This is a genomic window from Streptomyces dangxiongensis (assembly GCF_003675325.1).
GTDB classification, from domain to species: domain Bacteria; phylum Actinomycetota; class Actinomycetes; order Streptomycetales; family Streptomycetaceae; genus Streptomyces; species Streptomyces dangxiongensis.
The window spans coordinates 4608227-4625789 of the sequence record NZ_CP033073.1 but is presented as its reverse complement, the minus strand read 5'-3'; the positions used below and the strand labels follow the sequence as shown (position 1 = coordinate 4625789).

General features: G+C 71.3%; 15 protein-coding genes and 1 pseudogene. 8 read left to right on the top strand and 8 right to left on the bottom strand.

Annotated elements, in window-relative coordinates; genetic code table 11:
• Positions 1 to 127: 127 nt before the first annotated feature.
• Positions 128 to 718, top strand: coding sequence for a 50S ribosomal protein L25/general stress protein Ctc (locus tag D9753_RS20835; RefSeq protein ID WP_121788363.1), 591 nt, complete (start codon positions 128 to 130; stop codon positions 716 to 718).
• A gap of 75 nt (positions 719 to 793) precedes the next feature.
• Positions 794 to 1396, top strand: a complete 603-nt coding sequence (gene pth, locus D9753_RS20830; RefSeq protein ID WP_121788362.1) for an aminoacyl-tRNA hydrolase — start codon at positions 794 to 796, stop codon at positions 1394 to 1396.
• 159 nt (positions 1397 to 1555) lie between these two features.
• Here pth and ppc read toward each other — a convergent pair whose 3' ends face one another.
• Positions 1556 to 4288 (bottom strand): phosphoenolpyruvate carboxylase, encoded by a 2733-nt coding sequence (ppc, locus tag D9753_RS20825; RefSeq protein ID WP_121788361.1) that lies wholly within the window; start codon positions 4286 to 4288, stop codon positions 1556 to 1558.
• Between the two features lie 303 nt (positions 4289 to 4591).
• Between ppc and D9753_RS20820 the strand changes: the two genes are divergently transcribed.
• A complete protein-coding gene (locus D9753_RS20820; protein WP_121788360.1) occupies positions 4592 to 5599 on the top strand; it encodes an acyl-CoA desaturase in 1008 nt (335 codons plus the stop codon).
• Positions 5596 to 6282, top strand: coding sequence for a TetR/AcrR family transcriptional regulator (locus tag D9753_RS20815; RefSeq protein ID WP_121788359.1), 687 nt, complete (start codon positions 5596 to 5598; stop codon positions 6280 to 6282). The genes D9753_RS20820 and D9753_RS20815 overlap by 4 nt, the downstream gene beginning before the upstream one ends.
• Before the next feature lie 79 nt (positions 6283 to 6361).
• Here the strand turns inward: D9753_RS20815 and D9753_RS20810 are convergent, their stop codons facing one another.
• The gene (locus D9753_RS20810) at positions 6362 to 7177 is read right to left on the bottom strand and encodes a trans-aconitate 2-methyltransferase (RefSeq protein WP_121788358.1); all 816 of its coding nucleotides are present in this window, start codon (positions 7175 to 7177) and stop codon (positions 6362 to 6364) included.
• 89 nt (positions 7178 to 7266) lie between these two features.
• On the opposite strand from D9753_RS20810, the gene tamR reads away from it, so the two are divergent.
• Positions 7267 to 7764, top strand: a complete 498-nt coding sequence (gene tamR / locus D9753_RS20805; protein WP_121788357.1) for a MarR family transcriptional regulator TamR — start codon at positions 7267 to 7269, stop codon at positions 7762 to 7764.
• Here tamR and D9753_RS20800 read toward each other — a convergent pair.
• Complete coding sequence (locus D9753_RS20800; RefSeq protein WP_163010748.1) at positions 7723 to 8490, bottom strand: LuxR C-terminal-related transcriptional regulator; 768 nt, start codon at positions 8488 to 8490, stop codon at positions 7723 to 7725. The two genes, tamR and D9753_RS20800, sit on opposite strands and share 42 nt — an antisense overlap.
• A gap of 318 nt (positions 8491 to 8808) precedes the next feature.
• Here D9753_RS20800 and D9753_RS20795 point away from each other — a divergent pair, with 318 nt between their 5' ends.
• On the top strand, positions 8809 to 9252 hold the full coding sequence (locus D9753_RS20795; RefSeq protein WP_121788356.1) for a GNAT family N-acetyltransferase: 444 nt from the start codon (positions 8809 to 8811) through the stop codon (positions 9250 to 9252).
• 108 nt (positions 9253 to 9360) lie between these two features.
• Here D9753_RS20795 and galK read toward each other — a convergent pair.
• The 3 genes and pseudogenes from galK to galT form a co-directional block, all read right to left on the bottom strand.
• Positions 9361 to 10516: pseudogene (gene galK, locus D9753_RS20790) on the bottom strand (galactokinase).
• A complete protein-coding gene (galE, locus tag D9753_RS20785) occupies positions 10516 to 11478 on the bottom strand; it encodes a UDP-glucose 4-epimerase GalE (RefSeq protein WP_121788355.1) in 963 nt (320 codons plus the stop codon). Before galE ends, galK begins: the two are co-directional and overlap by 1 nt.
• Entirely contained in the window at positions 11475 to 12536 is a 1062-nt protein-coding gene (gene galT / locus D9753_RS20780) for a galactose-1-phosphate uridylyltransferase (protein ID WP_121788354.1), read from the bottom strand. Before galT ends, galE begins: the two co-directional genes overlap by 4 nt.
• A 197-nt stretch (positions 12537 to 12733) precedes the next feature.
• Here galT and D9753_RS20775 point away from each other — a divergent pair, with 197 nt between their 5' ends.
• Positions 12734 to 14425, top strand: a complete 1692-nt coding sequence (locus tag D9753_RS20775) for a sodium:solute symporter family protein (protein WP_121788353.1) — start codon at positions 12734 to 12736, stop codon at positions 14423 to 14425.
• 21 nt (positions 14426 to 14446) lie between these two features.
• The gene (locus D9753_RS20770) at positions 14447 to 14773 is read left to right on the top strand and encodes a hypothetical protein (protein ID WP_121788352.1); all 327 of its coding nucleotides are present in this window, start codon (positions 14447 to 14449) and stop codon (positions 14771 to 14773) included.
• 72 nt (positions 14774 to 14845) lie between these two features.
• Here the strand turns inward: D9753_RS20770 and D9753_RS20765 are convergent, their stop codons facing one another.
• Positions 14846 to 15538 carry a helix-turn-helix transcriptional regulator gene (locus D9753_RS20765; RefSeq protein WP_121788351.1) on the bottom strand — a complete coding sequence of 231 codons (693 nt, stop codon included), beginning with the start codon at positions 15536 to 15538 and terminating at the stop codon, positions 14846 to 14848.
• 174 nt (positions 15539 to 15712) lie between these two features.
• Positions 15713 to 17191 carry an outer membrane protein assembly factor BamB family protein gene (locus D9753_RS20760; protein ID WP_276209463.1) on the bottom strand — a complete coding sequence of 493 codons (1479 nt, stop codon included), beginning with the start codon at positions 17189 to 17191 and terminating at the stop codon, positions 15713 to 15715.
• Between the last annotated feature and the right edge of the window lie 372 nt (positions 17192 to 17563).

Sequence of the window (17563 nt, the reverse complement as noted above, 5' to 3'; positions counted from 1 at the left end):
TTGCTCGGCGAGGGAGGCCGTGTTCGTTTCCGCGAACGTGGTGGTCCGTTATCGACGCGCTCTTCGTAGCAGGCCGTTCGTGGCCGGGTGACCACGTCCGTTCCGAGTTCTACGAGGAGTGATTCACATGTCCGAGGTCAAGCTCGCCGCCGAGACCCGCACCGAGTTCGGCAAGGGTGCCGCCCGCCGCATCCGCCGTGACAACAAGGTTCCCGGTGTGCTGTACGGCCACGGTTCCGACCCGCTGCACCTGACCCTCCCGGGTCACGAGCTGCTGCTGGCGCTGCGTACGCCGAACGTCCTGATCTCGCTGGACATCGACGGCAAGGCCAACGAGCTGGCGATCCCGAAGGCCGTGCAGCGTGACGCGGTGAAGGGCTACCTGGAGCACGTCGACCTGCAGCTCGTGAAGCGCGGCGAGAAGGTCAACGTCGAGATCTACGTGCACACCGAGGGCGAGCTGGCCCCGGGCGGCAACCTGCTGGAGCACGTGCTGAACACCGTGCCGGTGGAGACCGAGGCCACGCACATCCCCGAGTCGGTCACCGTCTCCATCGAGGGCCTGTCGGCCGGTGCCTCCGTCCTCGCCAAGGACATCCCGCTCCCGTCCGGCACCACGCTGGCCGTCGACGGTGACACGGTCGTCCTCCAGGTCCTGGCCGCGCAGGCCGAGGAGGCCGCGGGCGAGGCCGAGGGCGGGGAGGCGGCCGAGGCCTGATCCTCGCCGTCGTCGTCAACCGGTCAGCCGCCGCTCCCCTCGCCGGGAGCGGCGGCTGGCGCGTATCGAGGAGAGATGGACGTGAGCACTCCCGCCAGCGAGCCCTGGCTCATCGTCGGGCTCGGTAATCCCGGGCCGGATTACGCCATGAACCGGCACAACGTCGGTTTCATGGTGGCCGACCTGCTCGCGGAGCGGATCGGGGGAAAGTTCAAGCGGGCGGGCAAGGCGCAGGCACAGGTCCTGGAGGGGCGGATCGGTCCGGTGGGGCCGGCCAACCGCCGGGTGATCCTGGCGAAGCCGATGTCGTACATGAACCTGTCCGGCGGCCCGGTGAACGCGCTGAAGGACTTCTACAAGGTGCCGGTGGCGAACGTCGTGGCGGTCCATGACGAGCTGGACATCGACTACGGCACGCTGCGGCTGAAGCTGGGCGGCGGCGACAACGGGCACAACGGTCTGAAGTCGATGACGAAGGCGATGGGGCCGGCCTATCACCGGGTGCGGTTCGGGATCGGCCGGCCGCCGGGGCGGATGCAGGTGGCGGACTTCGTGCTGAAGGACTTCTCCGGGGCGGAGCGCAAGGAGCTGGACTACTTCGTGGACCGTGCGGCGGACGCGGTGGAGGCCCTGGTGATCGAGGGGCTGGAGCGGGCGCAGGGCACGTACAACTCCTGAGGCGGTGCCGCGGGCTGCTGACGGCGGCGGCGTTCGTGGCGTCGCGGTGACGGCGGACGCGGACACCGACGCGGCTACGACGGGTGCGGATGCGCCTGACGCGGGATGCCCCCGGGGCCTGGTGGCCTCGGGGGCATCCTTGTGCCGGGGCGGGGGTGGTCAGCCGGTGTTGCGCAGGCCGGCCGCCACGCCGTTGACGGTGAGGAGCAGGGCGCGGGAGAGCAGCGGGTCGGGGTTGGCTCCCGCGGCGGCGGCGTCGCGCTGCCGCTTGAGGAGGGTGACCTGGAGGTAGGAGATCGGGTCGAGGTAGGCGTCGCGGATGGTGAAGGTCTGCTTGAGGACCGGGTGGGCGTCGAGGAGTTCGGTCTCGCCGGTGACCCGCAGGACCTCGCGGACCGTCAGCTCGTGCTCGGCCCTGATGGTGTCGAAGACGTGCCGCAGCTCGTCCGGGACCAGGGTGTCGACGTAGTGCTGGGCGATCCGCAGGTCGGTCTTGGCGAGGGTCATCTCGACGTTGGAGACGAAGTTGCGGAAGAAGTGCCACTGCTGGTGCATCTCGTCCAGGACCGTGTCCAGGCCGGCCTCGCGCAGGGCCTTCAGGCCGGTGCCGACGCCGAACCAGCCGGGGACGATCTGCCGGGACTGGGTCCAGCCGAACACCCACGGGATGGCGCGCAGGCCGTCGAGGCCGGCGCCGGAGTCGGGCCGGCGGGAGGGCCGGGAGCCCAGGTGCAGGTCGGCGAGCTGGTCGACGGGGGTGGAGGCGAAGAAGTACGCCGGCAGGTCGGGGTCCTCCACCAGGCGGCGGTAGGCGCCGTGGGCGGCCTCGGAGACGACGTCCATGGCGGCGTCCCAGCGGGCGAGGGCCTCGTCGGACTGGCGGGGCGCGGTGTGCAGGGCGGAGGCCTGGAGGGTGGCCGCGACGGTCAGTTCCAGGTTCTCGCGGGCCAGCGAGGGGATGAGGTACTTGTCGGAGATGACCTCGCCCTGCTCGGTGACCTTGATCTCGCCCTCCAGGGTGCCCCAGGGCTGGGCGAGGATGGCGTCGTGGGAGGGGCCGCCGCCACGGCCGACGGTGCCGCCGCGGCCGTGGAAGAGGCGCAGCCGGACGCCGTAGCGGTGGGCGACGTCGCGCAGGCGGCGCTGGGCGCGGTGGATCTCCCACTGGCTGGTGGTGATGCCGCCGAACTTGGAGGAGTCGGAGTAGCCGAGCATGACCTCCTGGACGTCGCCGCGCAGCGCGACCAGGCGCCGGTAGGACGGGTCGGAGAGCATGTCCTCGAGGATGGTGTCGGCGGCGCGCAGCTCGTCGGTGGTCTCCAGCAGCGGCACGATGCCGATCTTCGCCCAGCCGGCGTGCAGGTCGAGGAGGCCGGCCTCGCGGGCGAGGACGGCGGCCGCGAAGACGTCGTCGGCGCCCTGGCACATGGAGATGATGTACGACTCGATGACCTCGGGTCCGAAGACCTCCAGGGCCTTCCTGACGGTCCGGAAGACGCCGAGGGTCTTCTCGCCGGCCGCGTCCACCGGTGCGGGGGTCGGCGCCAGGGGCCGGCGGGACCGCAGCTCCTTGGCGAGCAGCTTGCCGCGGTAGTCGCGGGGCATGTCGGCGTAGCGCCAGGACTCCTCGCCGAGCCGGTCGAAGAGCTGGCCGAGGGCGTGGTGGTGGGCGTCGGCGTGTTCGCGGACGTCCATGGTGGCGAGCTGGAGGCCGAAGGCGGCCAGGGTGCGGATGGTGCGGGCGAGGCGGCCGTCGGCGAACAGGCCGCCGCGGTGCTCGCGCAGGGAGGTCTGGATGATCCGCAGATCGGCCAGCAGTTCGCCGGTGCCGAGGTAGTCGCGGCCCGGCTCGTGCGGGGTGCCCTTGGCGAGGCGCTGCTTGGTGTTCTCCAGCTTCTGCCGGATGCAGGTGGCCTTGAGCCGGTAGGGCTCCTCGGCGTTGAGGCGCTTGTAGCGGGGGCTGATCTCGGGGAGCAGCTCCAGGTCGGTGCCGAGCGACTCCAGCAGTTCCTCGGTGGCTCCGGCGTAGCGGATGGAGTTGGAGAGCAGGCCGCGCAGCTCGTCGATGGTGGCGAGGGCGTCGTTGATGCCGTGTTCGTGCTGGAGGATGAGGACGTCCCAGGTCACCTGGGGGGTGACGTTGGGGTTGCCGTCGCGGTCGCCGCCGATCCAGGTGCCGAACGTGAGGGGGCGGGTGTCGTCGGGGAGCTTGACGCCGACGCGTTCGAGTTCGGCGGTGAGGTCCTCCAGGACGTCGCCGACGGCGTCGGCGTGCAGTTCGTCGAGGTAGTAGATGGCGTTGCGGGCCTCGTCGGCGGGTTCGGGCCGTACGACGCGCAGCTCGTCCGTCTGCCACACCAGGTCGATGTTCTCGGCGAGGCGGATGTCGTGGCGGCGGCGGTCGGAGTCGAGGACGGGGGTGTCCAGGAGGGCGGCGACGCGCCGGAGCTTGTTGAGGACGGAGCGGCGTGCGGCCTCGGTGGGGTGGGCGGTGAAGACCGGGCGGACGTTCAGGTGCTGCACGGCCTCGCGCAGGTGTTCGGGGTCGGCGTCCTTCAGCCGGTCGGCCGTGCGGGCGAGCAGGCCGCCCTCGGCGGCGCGCCTGGCCCGCAGCTCCCGGCCGCGGTGCACCTGCTCGGTGATGTTGGCCAGGTGGAAGTAGGTGGAGAAGGCGCGGACCAGCTTGGCCGCGGTCTCCAGCTCCGTGCCGCGCAGCAGCTCGGCGGCGGCTTCGCCGTCCTCCCGGGTGAGGCGGCGGACCTTCTCGACCAGTTCGAGGAGTTCGGGGCCCTCCTGCCGGACGAGGGTCTCGCCCAGGAGATCACCCAGGCGGCGGATGTCGGCGCGCAGTTCGGTGCTGGCCGTGGTGGTCTGGTCGTCGGCACTGCTCACAGGTGCGGCTCCTTGCAGTGTTGAAGCTCGTCTGGAGGGGAACCCGGTCGGCTGCCGGGCGGCGGGCGCCGCATACGGGCCGGAGCGTCCGGGAAGGGAAACGTCAGCGGACCGCGCTGTCCGACCGCTTCCAAGGATAGGTGTCCGCGCGGACGCGCAGGGTTCGGGGCTCTTGCCGCGGCGCGGCACGCTGCGATACTTACGGCGCCGTAGGTTACGGAACCGTAGGGAGTACCGGCGAGTCCACCCGGTCCCGGCGGCCCGCACCTGCCTGTCTTGACCCTCGACCCCACAGGGGACCGCATGACCTCACGTTCCGATGTGATCGAAGAAGCCCGTAAGGCCACCGACACACCCTCTCCCCCCGCCACGCTGGGCGGCGAGCAGAAGCGTTCGATCGAGCAGATCGCGCTGCTCGTGTTCATCGTCGTGCCCTTCGTGGCTCTGGTGGCGGCCGTGCCGCTGGCCTGGGGCCGGGGGGTGAGCTGGCTCGATCTGGGCCTGTTGGTCTTCTTCTACTTCCTCGCGTGCCACGGCGTCACCATCGGTTTCCACCGGTACTTCACCCACGGTTCGTTCAAGGCCCGGCGGCCGCTGCGCATCGCGCTGGCGATCATGGGCTCGATGGCGGTGGAGGGCCCGGTGGTGCGCTGGGTGGCCGACCACCGCAGGCACCACAAGTTCTCCGACGCCGAGGGCGACCCGCATTCGCCGTGGCGGTTCGGTGAGACGCTGCCGGCGTTGATGAAGGGGCTGTGGTGGGCCCACATCGGCTGGCTGTTCGACGAGGAGCAGACCCCGCAGGAGAAGTACGCGCCGGATCTGATCAAGGACAGGGCCATCCGGGCTATCTCCCGCCAGTTCCTCCTGTGGACCGTCGTGTCCCTCGGGCTGCCGCCGCTGATCGGCGGTCTGGTGACGATGTCCTGGTGGGGCGCGGCGACCGCGTTCTTCTGGGGCTCACTCGTCCGGGTGGCGCTGCTCCACCATGTGACGTGGTCGATCAACTCGATCTGTCACGCGGTCGGCAAGCGGCCGTTCAAGTCGCGGGACCGGTCGGGCAACGTGTGGTGGCTGGCCGTGCTGTCGTGCGGTGAGTCCTGGCACAACCTGCACCACGCCGACCCCACCTCGGCGCGGCACGGGGTGATGCGCGGCCAGATCGACTCGTCGGCCCGTTTCATCCGCTTCTTCGAGCTGCTCGGCTGGGCGTACGACGTGCGCTGGCCGTCACGCTCGCGTATCGATTCACGCCGTGACACCGGGGAGGGCGGCTCCCGGCGCCGGAAGGAGACCGCCGAGGCGGCATGATTGACGCCGTGGCGACCGACTTCAGCAGCACCCCGGGTGATCCGGGCAACGACAAGCAGCGGCGGACCCGCCGGACCCGTATGACCGGTGCGGAGCGGCGTCAGCAGCTACTGGAGATCGGTCGCACCCTCTTCGCCGCCAAGGGCTTCGAGGGCACGTCGGTGGAGGAGATCGCGGCGAAGGCCGGGGTGTCCAAGCCGGTGGTGTACGAGCACTTCGGCGGCAAGGAGGGGCTGTACGCGGTGGTGGTCGACCGCGAGATGCGCCGCCTGCTGGACATGGTGACCAGCTCGCTGACCGCCGGTCACCCGCGTGAGCTGTGCGAACAGGCGGCCTTCGCGCTCCTGGACTACATCGAGGAGTACACGGACGGTTTTCGCATCCTGGTCCGTGACTCCCCCATCCCGCAGTCCACGGGCACCTTCGCCTCGCTGATCTCGGACATCGCCACCCAGGTGGAGGACATCCTGGGCCGCGAGTTCAAGTCCCGCGGTTTCGATCCGAAGCTCGCCCCGCTGTACGCCCAGGCGCTGGTCGGCATGGTCGCGCTGACCGGCCAGTGGTGGCTGGACGTGCGCCGCCCGAAGAAGGCGGAGGTGGCGGCGCATCTGGTGAACCTGGCCTGGCACGGCCTGGACGGACTGGAGCAGAGGCCGCGGCTGATAGGCCACCGCAAGAGCTGAGGTCCGTGGGCCGCAGTCCTTGCGCCGTGGTGCCGGGCGCGCCCGGGCCCCAGTCCTCCCGCCGCGCCCGGGTGTGCGCTCAGCCCGTCTTCCGGGCGACGGCGAACAGCCGCCGGAACGGCAGGACCGTCCCGTACGGTGCGCGCGGGTAGGCCGTGCGCAGCAGGTCCCGGTACTCGGTGAGGAACGCGTCCCGCGCCCCGGGGTCGTCGGCGAGGGCGGTCAGGGCGGGGCGCAGGCCGGTGCCCTTGACCCAGTCGAGCACCGGGTCCTCGCCCGTGAGGACGTGGAGGTACGTCGTCTGCCACACGTCGGTGGCGCAGCCGAGGCGGGCCAGGCGGTCCAGGTAGGCGCCGGGGGTGTGGACGGAGTCCGGGCGGCGCAGGACGCCGGCGAGGCGGGCGCGCCAGCGGGGCGTGGCAGCGAGGTCGCGCATCAGGGTGTGCAGCGGGGCGTCGGTGTTGTCGGGCACCTGGAAGGCGAGGGTGCCGCCGGGGTTCAGGGCGGCGGTCCAGTCGGCGAAGCGGTCGGCGTGCCCGGGCACCCACTGGAGGGTGGCGTTGGAGACGATCAGGTCGTACGGCTCCTCGGGCGTCCAGGTGCGTACGTCGGCGTGGGAGAAGTCGAGGCGGCCGCCCCCGGCGGTGGGGCCGTCGTGCTCGACGTGGGCCCTGTCGAGCATCGCGGGCGAGTTGTCGTAGCCGGTGATGTGCGCGGTGGGCCAGCGGCCGGCGAGCAGGGCGGTGACGTTGCCGGGGCCGCAGCCGAGGTCGGCGACGCGTGGCCGGCCGGTGGGCGGGTCCGGGATGCGGGCGAGGAGATCGGTGAAGGGGCGGGCCCGGTGGCCGGCGTGGCGGAGGTACTGGGCGGGGTCCCAGGCGGGCGGCGTCGTCATGCCTCCCACTCTCCCCGCTCATTTATCTCAACGTCAAGAGACTCGACATCAAGAGACTTCATGTCGACACAACCACTACACTGATCTCCATGGAGGACGAGGTCGATCGGCTGGTCGCAGCGTGGCGCCGGGAGCGTCCGGACCTCGACGTGGAGCCGCTGGAAGTGCTCAGCCGGGTGAGCCGACTCGCCCGGCACCTCGACCGCGCCCGCCGGCTCGCCTTCGCCGAGCACCAGTTGGAGCCCTGGGAGTTCGACGTGCTGACCGCGCTGCGGCGCGCCGGAACGCCGTACCAGCTCTCTCCCGGCCAGCTCCTCACCCAGACCCTGGTCACGTCGGGCACGATGACCAACCGGATCGACCGGCTGGCGAAGAAGGGTCTGGTGGAACGGCTGCCCGACCCCAGTGACCGGCGCGGTGTGCTGGTCCGGCTGACCGACGAGGGCCGGGACCGCGCCGACCAGGCGCTGGCGGGCCTGCTGGACCAGGAGCGGGCGATCCTCGGCGAGCTGTCCCGCGCCCAGCGCGGCGAACTCGCCGGACTGCTACGCCAGTTGACCGCCCCGTTCGACAACGTCCCCGGCTAGGACCGCCGGCCCCACTCCGGCCCGCCGGGCGAGCGCCACCGCGGCCAGCGTCGAGTGGACGCCGAGTTTGCCGAGGACGTTCTGCATGTGGGTGCGGACGGTGTGCGGGGAGAGGAACAGCCGCTCGGCGACGGCCTTGCGGCCCAGCCCGGCCACCATGCAGCGCAGCACCTCCCGTTCCCTCGGGGTGAGGGACTCCACCAGCCGCTCGCTCTCGGTGCGGTGCCGGCGCGCGGCCGTCAGCTCCCTGAGCACGCCGGTCAGCAGCGCCGGCGGCAGATGGGTCTCGTCGCGCAGCACTCCGCGTACCACCGTCAGCAGGCGGGACAGCGAGCAGTCCTTGGCGACCCACCCGGAGGCACCCGCCTGCAACGCGAGGGCCGCGCGGCGCGGGTCGTCCTTCTCGGCGAGGACGACGATCCGGACCCGCGGCTGGGCGGCCCGCACCCCGGCGACGAGCGAGATCCCGTCGACCAGGCCCTCCGCGTCGCCGTCCTGCACCGGCACGGCCGGTCGGGCGCCGGGCAGGTTGCCGCCCAGGTCGGCGTCGGCCAGGAGGACGTCGAAGCGGCGGCCCTCGCCGGCCGCGCGCTCCAGGCAGCGCAGCGCCGCCGGGCCGCTGCCGGCGGCGGAGACCTCGACGTCGGGCTCGGCGGCCAGGGCGGCGGCGAGCGACTCGGCGAAGATGCGGTGGTCGTCCACGACCAGGACTCGGATACGAACCACGAAACCCCCTTCCCCAGGCTCCGCGCGGAGCAGGGGATGCCAAGGTCCGGAAGACTCCGGATGAGCCGGTCCGGAAAGCCCGGAAAAGGTGCGGAGCACGACGGCATGCGCGGGCACGGCACCCGCGGCGAAGCAGGCACACCGCATGGCCGCCGCCGTTGCGGAGTCCGCTACCCCCACCGCGGGCGCCGTACCCGCCTGTCTCGCCCCCTGAACGGCACCGGCCCCCACCGGTGCTGCTCCTCAGAGTACGGATGCGGGCACGCAGCGGAAGACGATTTGCAGAACTGGCCGCCCGGCGCGCCTATCGTGTGCCGCATGTTTCGTATTGAGGCGGAAGTCGACAGAGACCGACGTGATCTGCTCCGCTCACGGCTGAGGGAGACCAACACCGCGGCGTCCCCGGTGCTCGCCGCGCTGCGCGACACCCCCGCCGAACGCGAGGCACCGCTCCATGTGTGGGCGCTGGACGGCGCCGGTGACCTGGCGGGCGGCCTGGTCGGCCACACCTGGGCGGCCTGGCTGCACATCACGTACCTGTGGGTCGACGCCCGCCACCGCGGCACGGGCCTCGGCACCCGTCTGCTCACCGAGGCCGAGCACCTGGCCGTCACCGACCGCGCCTGCACGGCGTCCCGCCTGGAGACCTGGGACTTCCAGGCCCCTGACTTCTACCGCCGGCAGGGCTACGAGGTGGTGGGCACGGTCCCCGACTACCCGCCGGGCATCACGGAGTACACCCTCACCAGACGCCTGACCTGACGGGGGCCGAGACGGCACGTACGTCACCGGTACCTGGCAGGCGGCGGGGCCGCGGGAACGACCACCCCGGCCCCGTACGTCCTGGTGGGGTACGGGGCCGGGGCGCGGTCAGGGGAGGTGGCGGGCTCCCGGGGACGGGACGGCCTCGAAGACGCGGGGGGCCGTGAAGCCCGCCGCGGTGAAGGCCTCCTCGACCGCCTTGGTCAGCGTGTCCACGTCGGCCGCCTCCGCCAGGACGATCGCCGAGCCGCCGAAGCCGCCGCCGGTCATGCGGGCGCCCAGCGCGCCGTGGGCCAGGGCGGTGTCGACGACCAGGTCCAGCTCCGGGCAGGAGATGCGGAAGTCGTCGCGCAGGGAGGCGTGGCCCTCGGTGAGGACGGGGCCGATCGCGCGGGGCTCGCCGGAGCGGAGGAGGTCGACGACGCGTTCGACCCGGTGGTCCTCGGTGACGACATGGCGGACGAGGCGGACGACCTCCTCCTCGTCGCCCAGACGGGCCAGCGCCGCGTCCAGGCCGGCGTAGGGGATGTCCCGCAGGGCGTCGACGCCGAGCAGCGCCGCCCCCTTCTCGCAGCCGGCCCGGCGCTTGCCGTACTCGCCGCCGCTGTGGGCGTGTTTGACCTGGGTGTCCACGACCAGCAGGCGCAGACCCTCGGCCGCGAGGTCGAAGGGGATCTGCTGCTGGGACAGGTCGCGGGTGTCGAGGAAGAGGGCGTGGCCCTGCTCGCAGCACGCCGACGCCGTTTGGTCCATGATGCCGGTGGGGGCGCCGACGTAGACGTTCTCGGCGCGCTGGCACAGGCGGGCCAGTTTCCAGCGCTGCAGGCCGAGGCCGTACAGGTCGTTGAGCGCGAGGGCGATGACGACCTCCAGCGCGGCGGACGAGGACAGGCCGGCGCCCGTCGGCACGGTGGACGCCAGGTGGACGTCGGCGCCGGTGATCTCGTGGCCCGCCTCGCGCAGGGCCCAGACCACGCCCGCCGGGTACGCCGTCCAGTTCTCGTCGCTGCCGGGCGCGAGGGCGTCCAGCCGCAGTTCCACGACCCCGCCCTCGACGTCCGCCGAGTGCAGGCGCAGCAGCCCGTCGTCCCGGCGGGAGACCGCCGCGAGCGCCTGGTGCGGCAGTGCGAACGGCATGACGAAGCCGTCGTTGTAGTCGGGTGTGCTCACCGATCAGGTTGACCCGGCCGGGGGCCGCCCACACGCCCTCGGGCCGCGCCCCGTACAGCTCGGCGAAGCGTTCCGCGACCTGCTGTGCCCCCACTAGTGCTCCCTTGTGATGCTCTGCGCGAACTCCCACGCGTCCGCGACGATGCCCGCGAGGTCCGCGCGGGACGGGTTCCAGCCCAGTTTCTCGCGGGCCGTGTCCGCCGAGGCGACCAGGACCGCGGGGTCGCCGCCCCGGCGCGGGGCGACCACCTCGGGGATCGGGTGGCCGGTGACCCGGCGGACGGTCTCGACGACCTCGCGGACGGAGAAGCCGTTGCCGTTGCCGAGGTTGCAGATCAGGTGCTCGCCCGGCCGGGCCGCCGTCAGGGCCAGCAGGTGGGCCTCGGCCAGGTCGGCGACGTGGATGTAGTCGCGGACGCAGGTGCCGTCGGGGGTCGCGTAGTCGTCGCCGTAGACGGAGATCGCCTCGCGGCGGCCCTGGGCGACCTGGAGGACCAGCGGGATCAGGTGCGACTCGGGGTCGTGGCGCTCGCCGTGGGCACCGTAGGCACCGGCGACGTTGAAGTAGCGCAGCGAGACCGCGGCCAGGCCGTGGGCGTGCGCCTCGCTGGTGATCATGTGGTCGACGGCGAGCTTGGTGGCGCCGTAGGGGTTGGTCGGCCGCGTCGGCGCGCTCTCCGTGATCGGGACCTGTTCGGGCTCGCCGTAGGTGGCCGCCGTGGAGGAGAAGACCAGCGAGCGCACGCCCGCGTCGCGCATCGCGGCGAGCAGGGCCATGCTGCCGCCGACGTTGTTGTCCCAGTACTTCTCCGGCTTCACCACCGACTCGCCGACCTGCGAGGACGCGGCGAAGTGCAGCACGCCGTCGTAGGAGGAGTCGAGCCATTTGGCGGCGTCGCGGACGTCGCCCTCGACGAAGGCGGCGCCGGCGGGCACGCCCGCGCGGAAGCCGGTGGAGAGGTTGTCGAGGACGGTGACCTCGTGCCCGGCCTCCAGCAGATGCTGCGCCACGACACCGCCGACGTATCCCGCGCCACCCGTCACCAGGTACTTCATGAACTCGCTACCTCTCGCAGTCGCTCGGCCGCGCGCTCCGGCGGCACGTCGTTGATGAACACGTTCATGCCGGACTCGGAACCCGCGAGAAACTTCAGCTTGCCGGAAGTGCGGCGGATGGTGAAAAGCTCGAGGTGGAGCGCGAAGTCGTCGCGCGTGACGCCGTCGAACTCCTCCGGCGCGCCGAACGGGGCCTGGTGCCAGGCCGCGATGTACGGCGTCGCAGGCTCACCCTCGCCGAAGATCCGGTCGAAGCGCCTCAAGAGTTCCAGATAGACCTGGGGGAATTCTGTGCGCGCCGCCTCGTCGAGCCCGAGCAGATCGGGGACGCGGCGCTTGGGGTACAGGTGGACCTCGTACGGCCAGTGCGCCGCGTACGGCACGAAGGCCGCCCAGTGTTCACCCTCAAGGACGACCCGCTCCCCGGCGAGTTCCCGCTGCAGGACCGCGTCGAAGAGGTTCTCCCCGCCGGTCGCCTCCTTGTGCGCGGCGAGCGAGCGGAGCATCAGCGCGGTGCGCGGGGTGGTGAAGGGGTAGGCGTAGATCTGTCCGTGCGGGTGACCGAGGGTCACACCGATCTCGGCGCCACGGTTCTCGAAACAGAACACCTGCTCGACGGAGGGTAGCTGCGACAGCTCCGAGGTGCGGTCCGTCCACGCGTCCAGCACCAGGCGCGCCTGCTCCTCGGTCAGGGCCGCGAAGGAGGCGTCGTGGTCGGAGGTGAAGCAGACGACCTCGCAGCGGCCGGAGTCGCCGGCGAGCGAGGGGAACCGGTTCTCGAAGACGACGACGTCGTACGAGGAGTCCGGGATCTCGCTGAGCCGCTCGCCCCGGGTCGGGCACAGCGGGCACTCGTCGGCCGGCGGATGGTAGGTGCGGCCCTGGCGGTGCGAGGCCACGGCGACCGCGTCGCCGAGCAGCGGGTCGCGGCGGATCTCGGAGGTGGTGACGGTGGGGTCCAGCGGACGGCGGTCGACCGCGTCGCGCACGGTGTCGTCCCCGAGGTCGTAGTAGATCAGCTCACGACCGTCGGCCAGCCGGGTCGAGGTCTTCTTCACGCCGGACTCCTTGCTCGACGCCCCGCGGGGGCGTGCCCGCACCCAATGAATCAACACAATCAAACATAACAGATCACAACTCGACATCGCCTCGCTCGATCACAATCAAACAAAGAACACCAGTCGAAGTGTTCAAATACTGAACACGGCGGCGTAGGTTCCGCTCTGGATCAGTTCGCGCAACGAAGCGAGTTCTCATGCAAACCCCCACAGAGTCCCCCACCTACCTGGCGGCGGAGCTACGGCTCCCCACCAACTGGCTGGATTACACGATCCTGGCGATCTACTTCCTCGTCGTCCTCGGCATCGGCCTCGCCGCCCGCCGGTCCGTGAAGACCAGCCTCGACTTCTTCCTCTCCGGACGCTCCCTGCCCGCCTGGATCACCGGCCTCGCCTTCATCTCCGCCAACCTGGCCGCCACCGAGATCCTCGGCATGGCCGCGAACAGCGCCCAGTACGGCGCCTACACCGTGCACTGGTACTGGATCGGCGCCATCCCCGCCATGGTCTTCCTCGGCCTGGTGATGATGCCCTTCTACTACGGCAGCAAAGTCCGCTCGGTCCCCGAGTTCCTGCTGCTGCGCTTCGACCGGGCCGCCCACCTGCTCAGCTCGATCCTGTTCGCGTTCGCCGCCATCCTGATCGCGGGCGTCAACCTCTACGCCCTCGCGATCGTCGTCGAGGCCCTGCTCGGCTGGCCGCAGTGGGTCGCCATCGTCGTCGCCGGCGCCTTCGTGCTCGCGTACATCACCCTGGGCGGCCTGTCCTCGGCGATCTACAACGAGGTGCTCCAGTTCTTCGTGATCCTCGCCGCCCTCATCCCGATCACCATCCTCGGCCTGAAGAAGGTCGGCGGCTGGGGCGGGCTGACCGACAAGCTGACCGCCACCCATGGCGGCAACTTCACCACCGCCTGGGGCGGCACCGGCATCGGCAGCGCCAACCCGCTCGGCGCCAACTGGCTCACCATCGTCCTCGGCCTCGGCTTCGTGCTCTCCTTCGGCTACTGGACCACCAACTTCGCCGAGGTGCAGCGCGCCCTGTCCGCGAAGAACATGTCCGCCGGGCAGCGGACCCCGCTGATCGCCGCCTACCCGAAGATCTTCATCGTCTTCCTGGTGATGATCCCGGGCCTGGTCGCCGCCGCCCTCATCCCGAACTTCGGCACCGCCGCCTCCGGCTACCAGTACAACGACGCCATCCCGTTCCTGATGCAGGAGCTGCTGCCCAACGGCGTGCTCGGCATCGCCGTCACCGGTCTGCTGGCGGCCTTCATGGCCGGTATGGCCGCGAACGTGTCGTCGTTCAACACGGTGTTCACCAACGACATCTGGGCCAAGTACGTGGTGCGCGGCCGTGAGGACGCCTACTACGTCCGCTTCGGCCGCCTGATCACCGCGGTCGGCGTGGCCGCGTCCGTCGGCACGGCGTTCCTGGCGTCGTCGTTCTCGAACATCATGAGCTACCTCCAGACGCTGTTCTCCTTCTTCAACGTGCCGATGTTCGTCGTCTTCATCGTCGGCATGTTCTGGAAGCGCGCGTCCGCCAAGTCCGGGTTCTGGGGCCTGCTGGCCGGCACCGTCACGGCGATGGTCAACTACTTCGTCCTCTACAAGAAGGGCATCATCTCCATCCCCACCGACCAGGGCGCCAACTTCGTCTCCGCCATCGCGGGCTTCGTCGCCGGCGCGGTCGTGATGGTCGCGGTGTCCCTGTTCACCAAGCCGAAGCCGGCGGAGCAGCTCCAGGGCCTGGTCTACGGCACCCGCTCCCCCGGCATGACCGAACCGGCCGCCGCGGGCGACGACGCCTGGTACCGCAGGCCGGCCCTGCTGGGCTGGGGCGCGGTCGTCCTGGCCGCCGCCTGCTACATCCCGTTCTCGTTCTGACGCGGGAGGATCGAGGAAATCATGAACGAGCACTCCGACCGTCACCCCGAGCGCCCCGGCTACTCGGAGGAGGACGTCCAGCGGGAAGTCACCGAGCTGGAGGGCAAGTCCGCCACGGCGGCGCGCATCTTCGACCTGCGCCGCATCATCGGCGGCCTGTTCGTGGTCTACGGCATCATCGTCACGATCACCGGCATCACCGACTCCCAGGCCGCGATCGACAAGGCCGAGGGCGTCAACATCAACCTGTGGACCGGCATCGGCATGCTGCTGCTGGGCATCTTCTTCCTGGGCTGGCTGAAGCTGCGGCCCACTCCGCCGGCGGTTCCTCCGCAGGACACGGAGTAATTGCCCGCCGTCTTGTGGGCGCGGGCGCGTGGGAACCGGTCGCGCGGTTCCCCGCGCCCCTTCCGGGGCGGGTCAGGGGTGGGGGTCCTGGGTGGGGCGGGAGGTGGACGCCCGGTCCAGCAGGCCCGTGCGGGCGGCCAGGGCCGCTGCCTCCAGGCGTGATCCCACCCCCAGCTTCATCAGCACCCGCTGCACATGCGTCCGCGCGGTGCTGGGGGCGATGCCCATGCCCGCCGCGATCAGCCGGGTGTCCTCCCCGTCGGCCACCCTGACGAGCACCTCCACCTCCCTCGGTGTCAGCATCTCCAGCAGCCGCTGCGCCTCGTCGTCGGGCTGTGCGGCGGGGTTCAGCAGCTCACCGAAGGCCTGCTGGAGCAACTGGGGCGCCACCGCGGCCTCGCCGGCCCGGGCCTTGCCGATGGCCCGCTCGACGCCCTCGATCCGCTCGTCGTGCCGTACGTATCCCGACGCCCCCGCGGCGAAGGCCGCCGCGATCCCGCGCGGTGAGGGCACCGGGCCCAGCACCAGCACCGCCACCTGCGGCCGTTCCCGCTTGATCTTGACGACCGGGTCGAAGATCCCCGGTTCGGCCGGGGCCGCCGTACCCAGCAGGCACACCTCGGGCGCCCGTGCGATCACCAGATCGGCCGCGCCCGCGGCCGGTGCCGCCGCGGCCAGCACCCGGTGCCCGCGCAGCTTCAGTGCCGACGCCAACGCCTCCGCGAGCAGGCGGTGGTCGTCGACGACCACGAGCCGCACTCCCATAGCCCAACCCCCCAGACCCCCGGGCACCCCCGCCCTTCATGCCCCCGGAAGCTACACGCTTGTTCGACGTCGCGCTGCCTGTCTTGCCGAGAAGTGCCCCGGATCGATGAAATCCGGGGCACTTCTCGGCAAGCCACTCATTCGGGTGACACCGGTGACGGGGTCCGCGCCGGGTCAGCCGTCCGTGCCGAACGCCATCAGCAGGTACTCCTTGCCGTACGCCGGGTTCGTCTTGTGGGCGAAGACGGCCGACATGTACAGGCGGCCCTTGCCGAAGAGGATCTCCGCGTACTCGGGCAGCAGGCCGCTCTCGCCCTGGTGCACGCTGCGCGTGCCCGGGTTCTCCAGCAGCTTGGTCGTCCTCAGCGAGTCGCCGTCGATGCTGACGACCTGGCCGCCCTTGTTCCACGGGGGCGCCATGTAGGCGAGCAGGTTGCCGCCGTCCATGCGCAGCGGGGAGAGCGTGTAGCCGTCGCCGGCCTCGGCGCGTCCACGGGCCGGCTTGCCGGTGTTCAGGTCGAAGGAGACGACCTCGTTGGTCTTGTTGTACTGGCCCGAGCCGTCGTGGACCTCGGTCGCCAGGTACAGCCTGCCGTGGCCGGCGACGATCTGCCGGCACCCCTCGATGCGGGTGATGCCGTCGCAGTGGCCGCCGTACGTGTCGCCGGGCGCGGGGATGCGGGCGAGGAGCCGGCCGGTCCTGCCGTCGAGGGAGAAGTAGTCCGAGACGCCGCTGCCGTCGCCCGCGCTGTCGCCGACGTCGGCGGCGATCACGAGCGGGTCCGTGGAGACGACGGAGGCGTACTCGACGCCGTCGGGCATCTTGTACTCGGAGATCACCTTCCCGGTCTTCGGGTCGATGGTCTGGATGTGAAGCTGCCGGTTGTCGTACGAGCCGCACTTGCGGACCGCGACCAGCCGGGTGCCGCCGCCGTAACCCGCGTCGTAGCAGGTGTCGTCCGGCTTGGGCTGCCACAGGACCTTGCCGGAGCCGATGTCGAACGCGGCGCCGCCGTCGGAGCTGCCGACCGCGACGGTCTGCTGAGCGACCGTCACGTTCTGGAAGGTGATCGGGACGTCACCCGTCTTGATCGACTTCGTCCACAGCTTCTTGCCGGCGGAGAGGTCGATCGCGGCGACCTTGCTGCATCCCGCCGTCTTGTTCTTGGTGGGCATCTTCGGCTGGAACGTGATCGCCGTCAGGCCGGCGGAGGTGACGTGGCTGCTGGCCGCGCAGACCGGCCCCGGGAGCTTGAGCGTCCACAGCTCGGTGCCCTTGGCGGGGTCGTGGCCGACGATCTCGGCGATGCCGCTCTTGGCGTACACCGTGTCGGTCAGCCACGAGCCGGAGGTGCCGATCGTGTCATCCGTCCGGGGCATCGGCACCTGGAAGAGCACCTTGGACGCGGTGTCGGCCGGCGCCTTCTCCTTGCCGCCGCCACCCGAGGTGCCCGCGGAGGTGTCCGCGCCGTTCTTGCCGCCGGTGCCGCCGGAGGAGGAGGCGGTGTCGTGCTTCTTGCCGTCGTCGCCGGAGGACCGGGCGTACCAGACGCCGCCGCCGATGATCAGCGCGATGGCGACGACCGCCGCGACGACGATGAGCAGCGCGGTGTTGTTCCGCCCGCCGCCGCCCTTCCCGGGCTGGGGCTGCATCGGCACGGTGGCCGGCTGGCCGGGGTGACCGGGATAGCCGGGCTGGCCCGGATAGCCGTAGCCCGGGTGCGTGGGCTGGGCGTACGGGTTCTGCTGTGCGCCGGGATAGCCGTAGCCGGGCTGGGCCGGTGGCTGCGGGTAGCCGTAGCCAGGCTGGGCCGGTGGCTGCGGGGGCGCCGGCTGGGGGTAGCCGTAGCCGGGCGGAGGGGGCGGCGGGGGCTGGTTCGGCGGCTGATCGGGGGGGCGGCGGGGGCTGGTTGGGGGGCGGCGGGGGCGGCTGGGTCATGGCGCGGGTACCTCGGGGACGGTCGGGCGGCCGGACGGGCGGAGAGGAACTCGGAAGTACGGGCGGGAGGCCGGGAACGGGCGCCG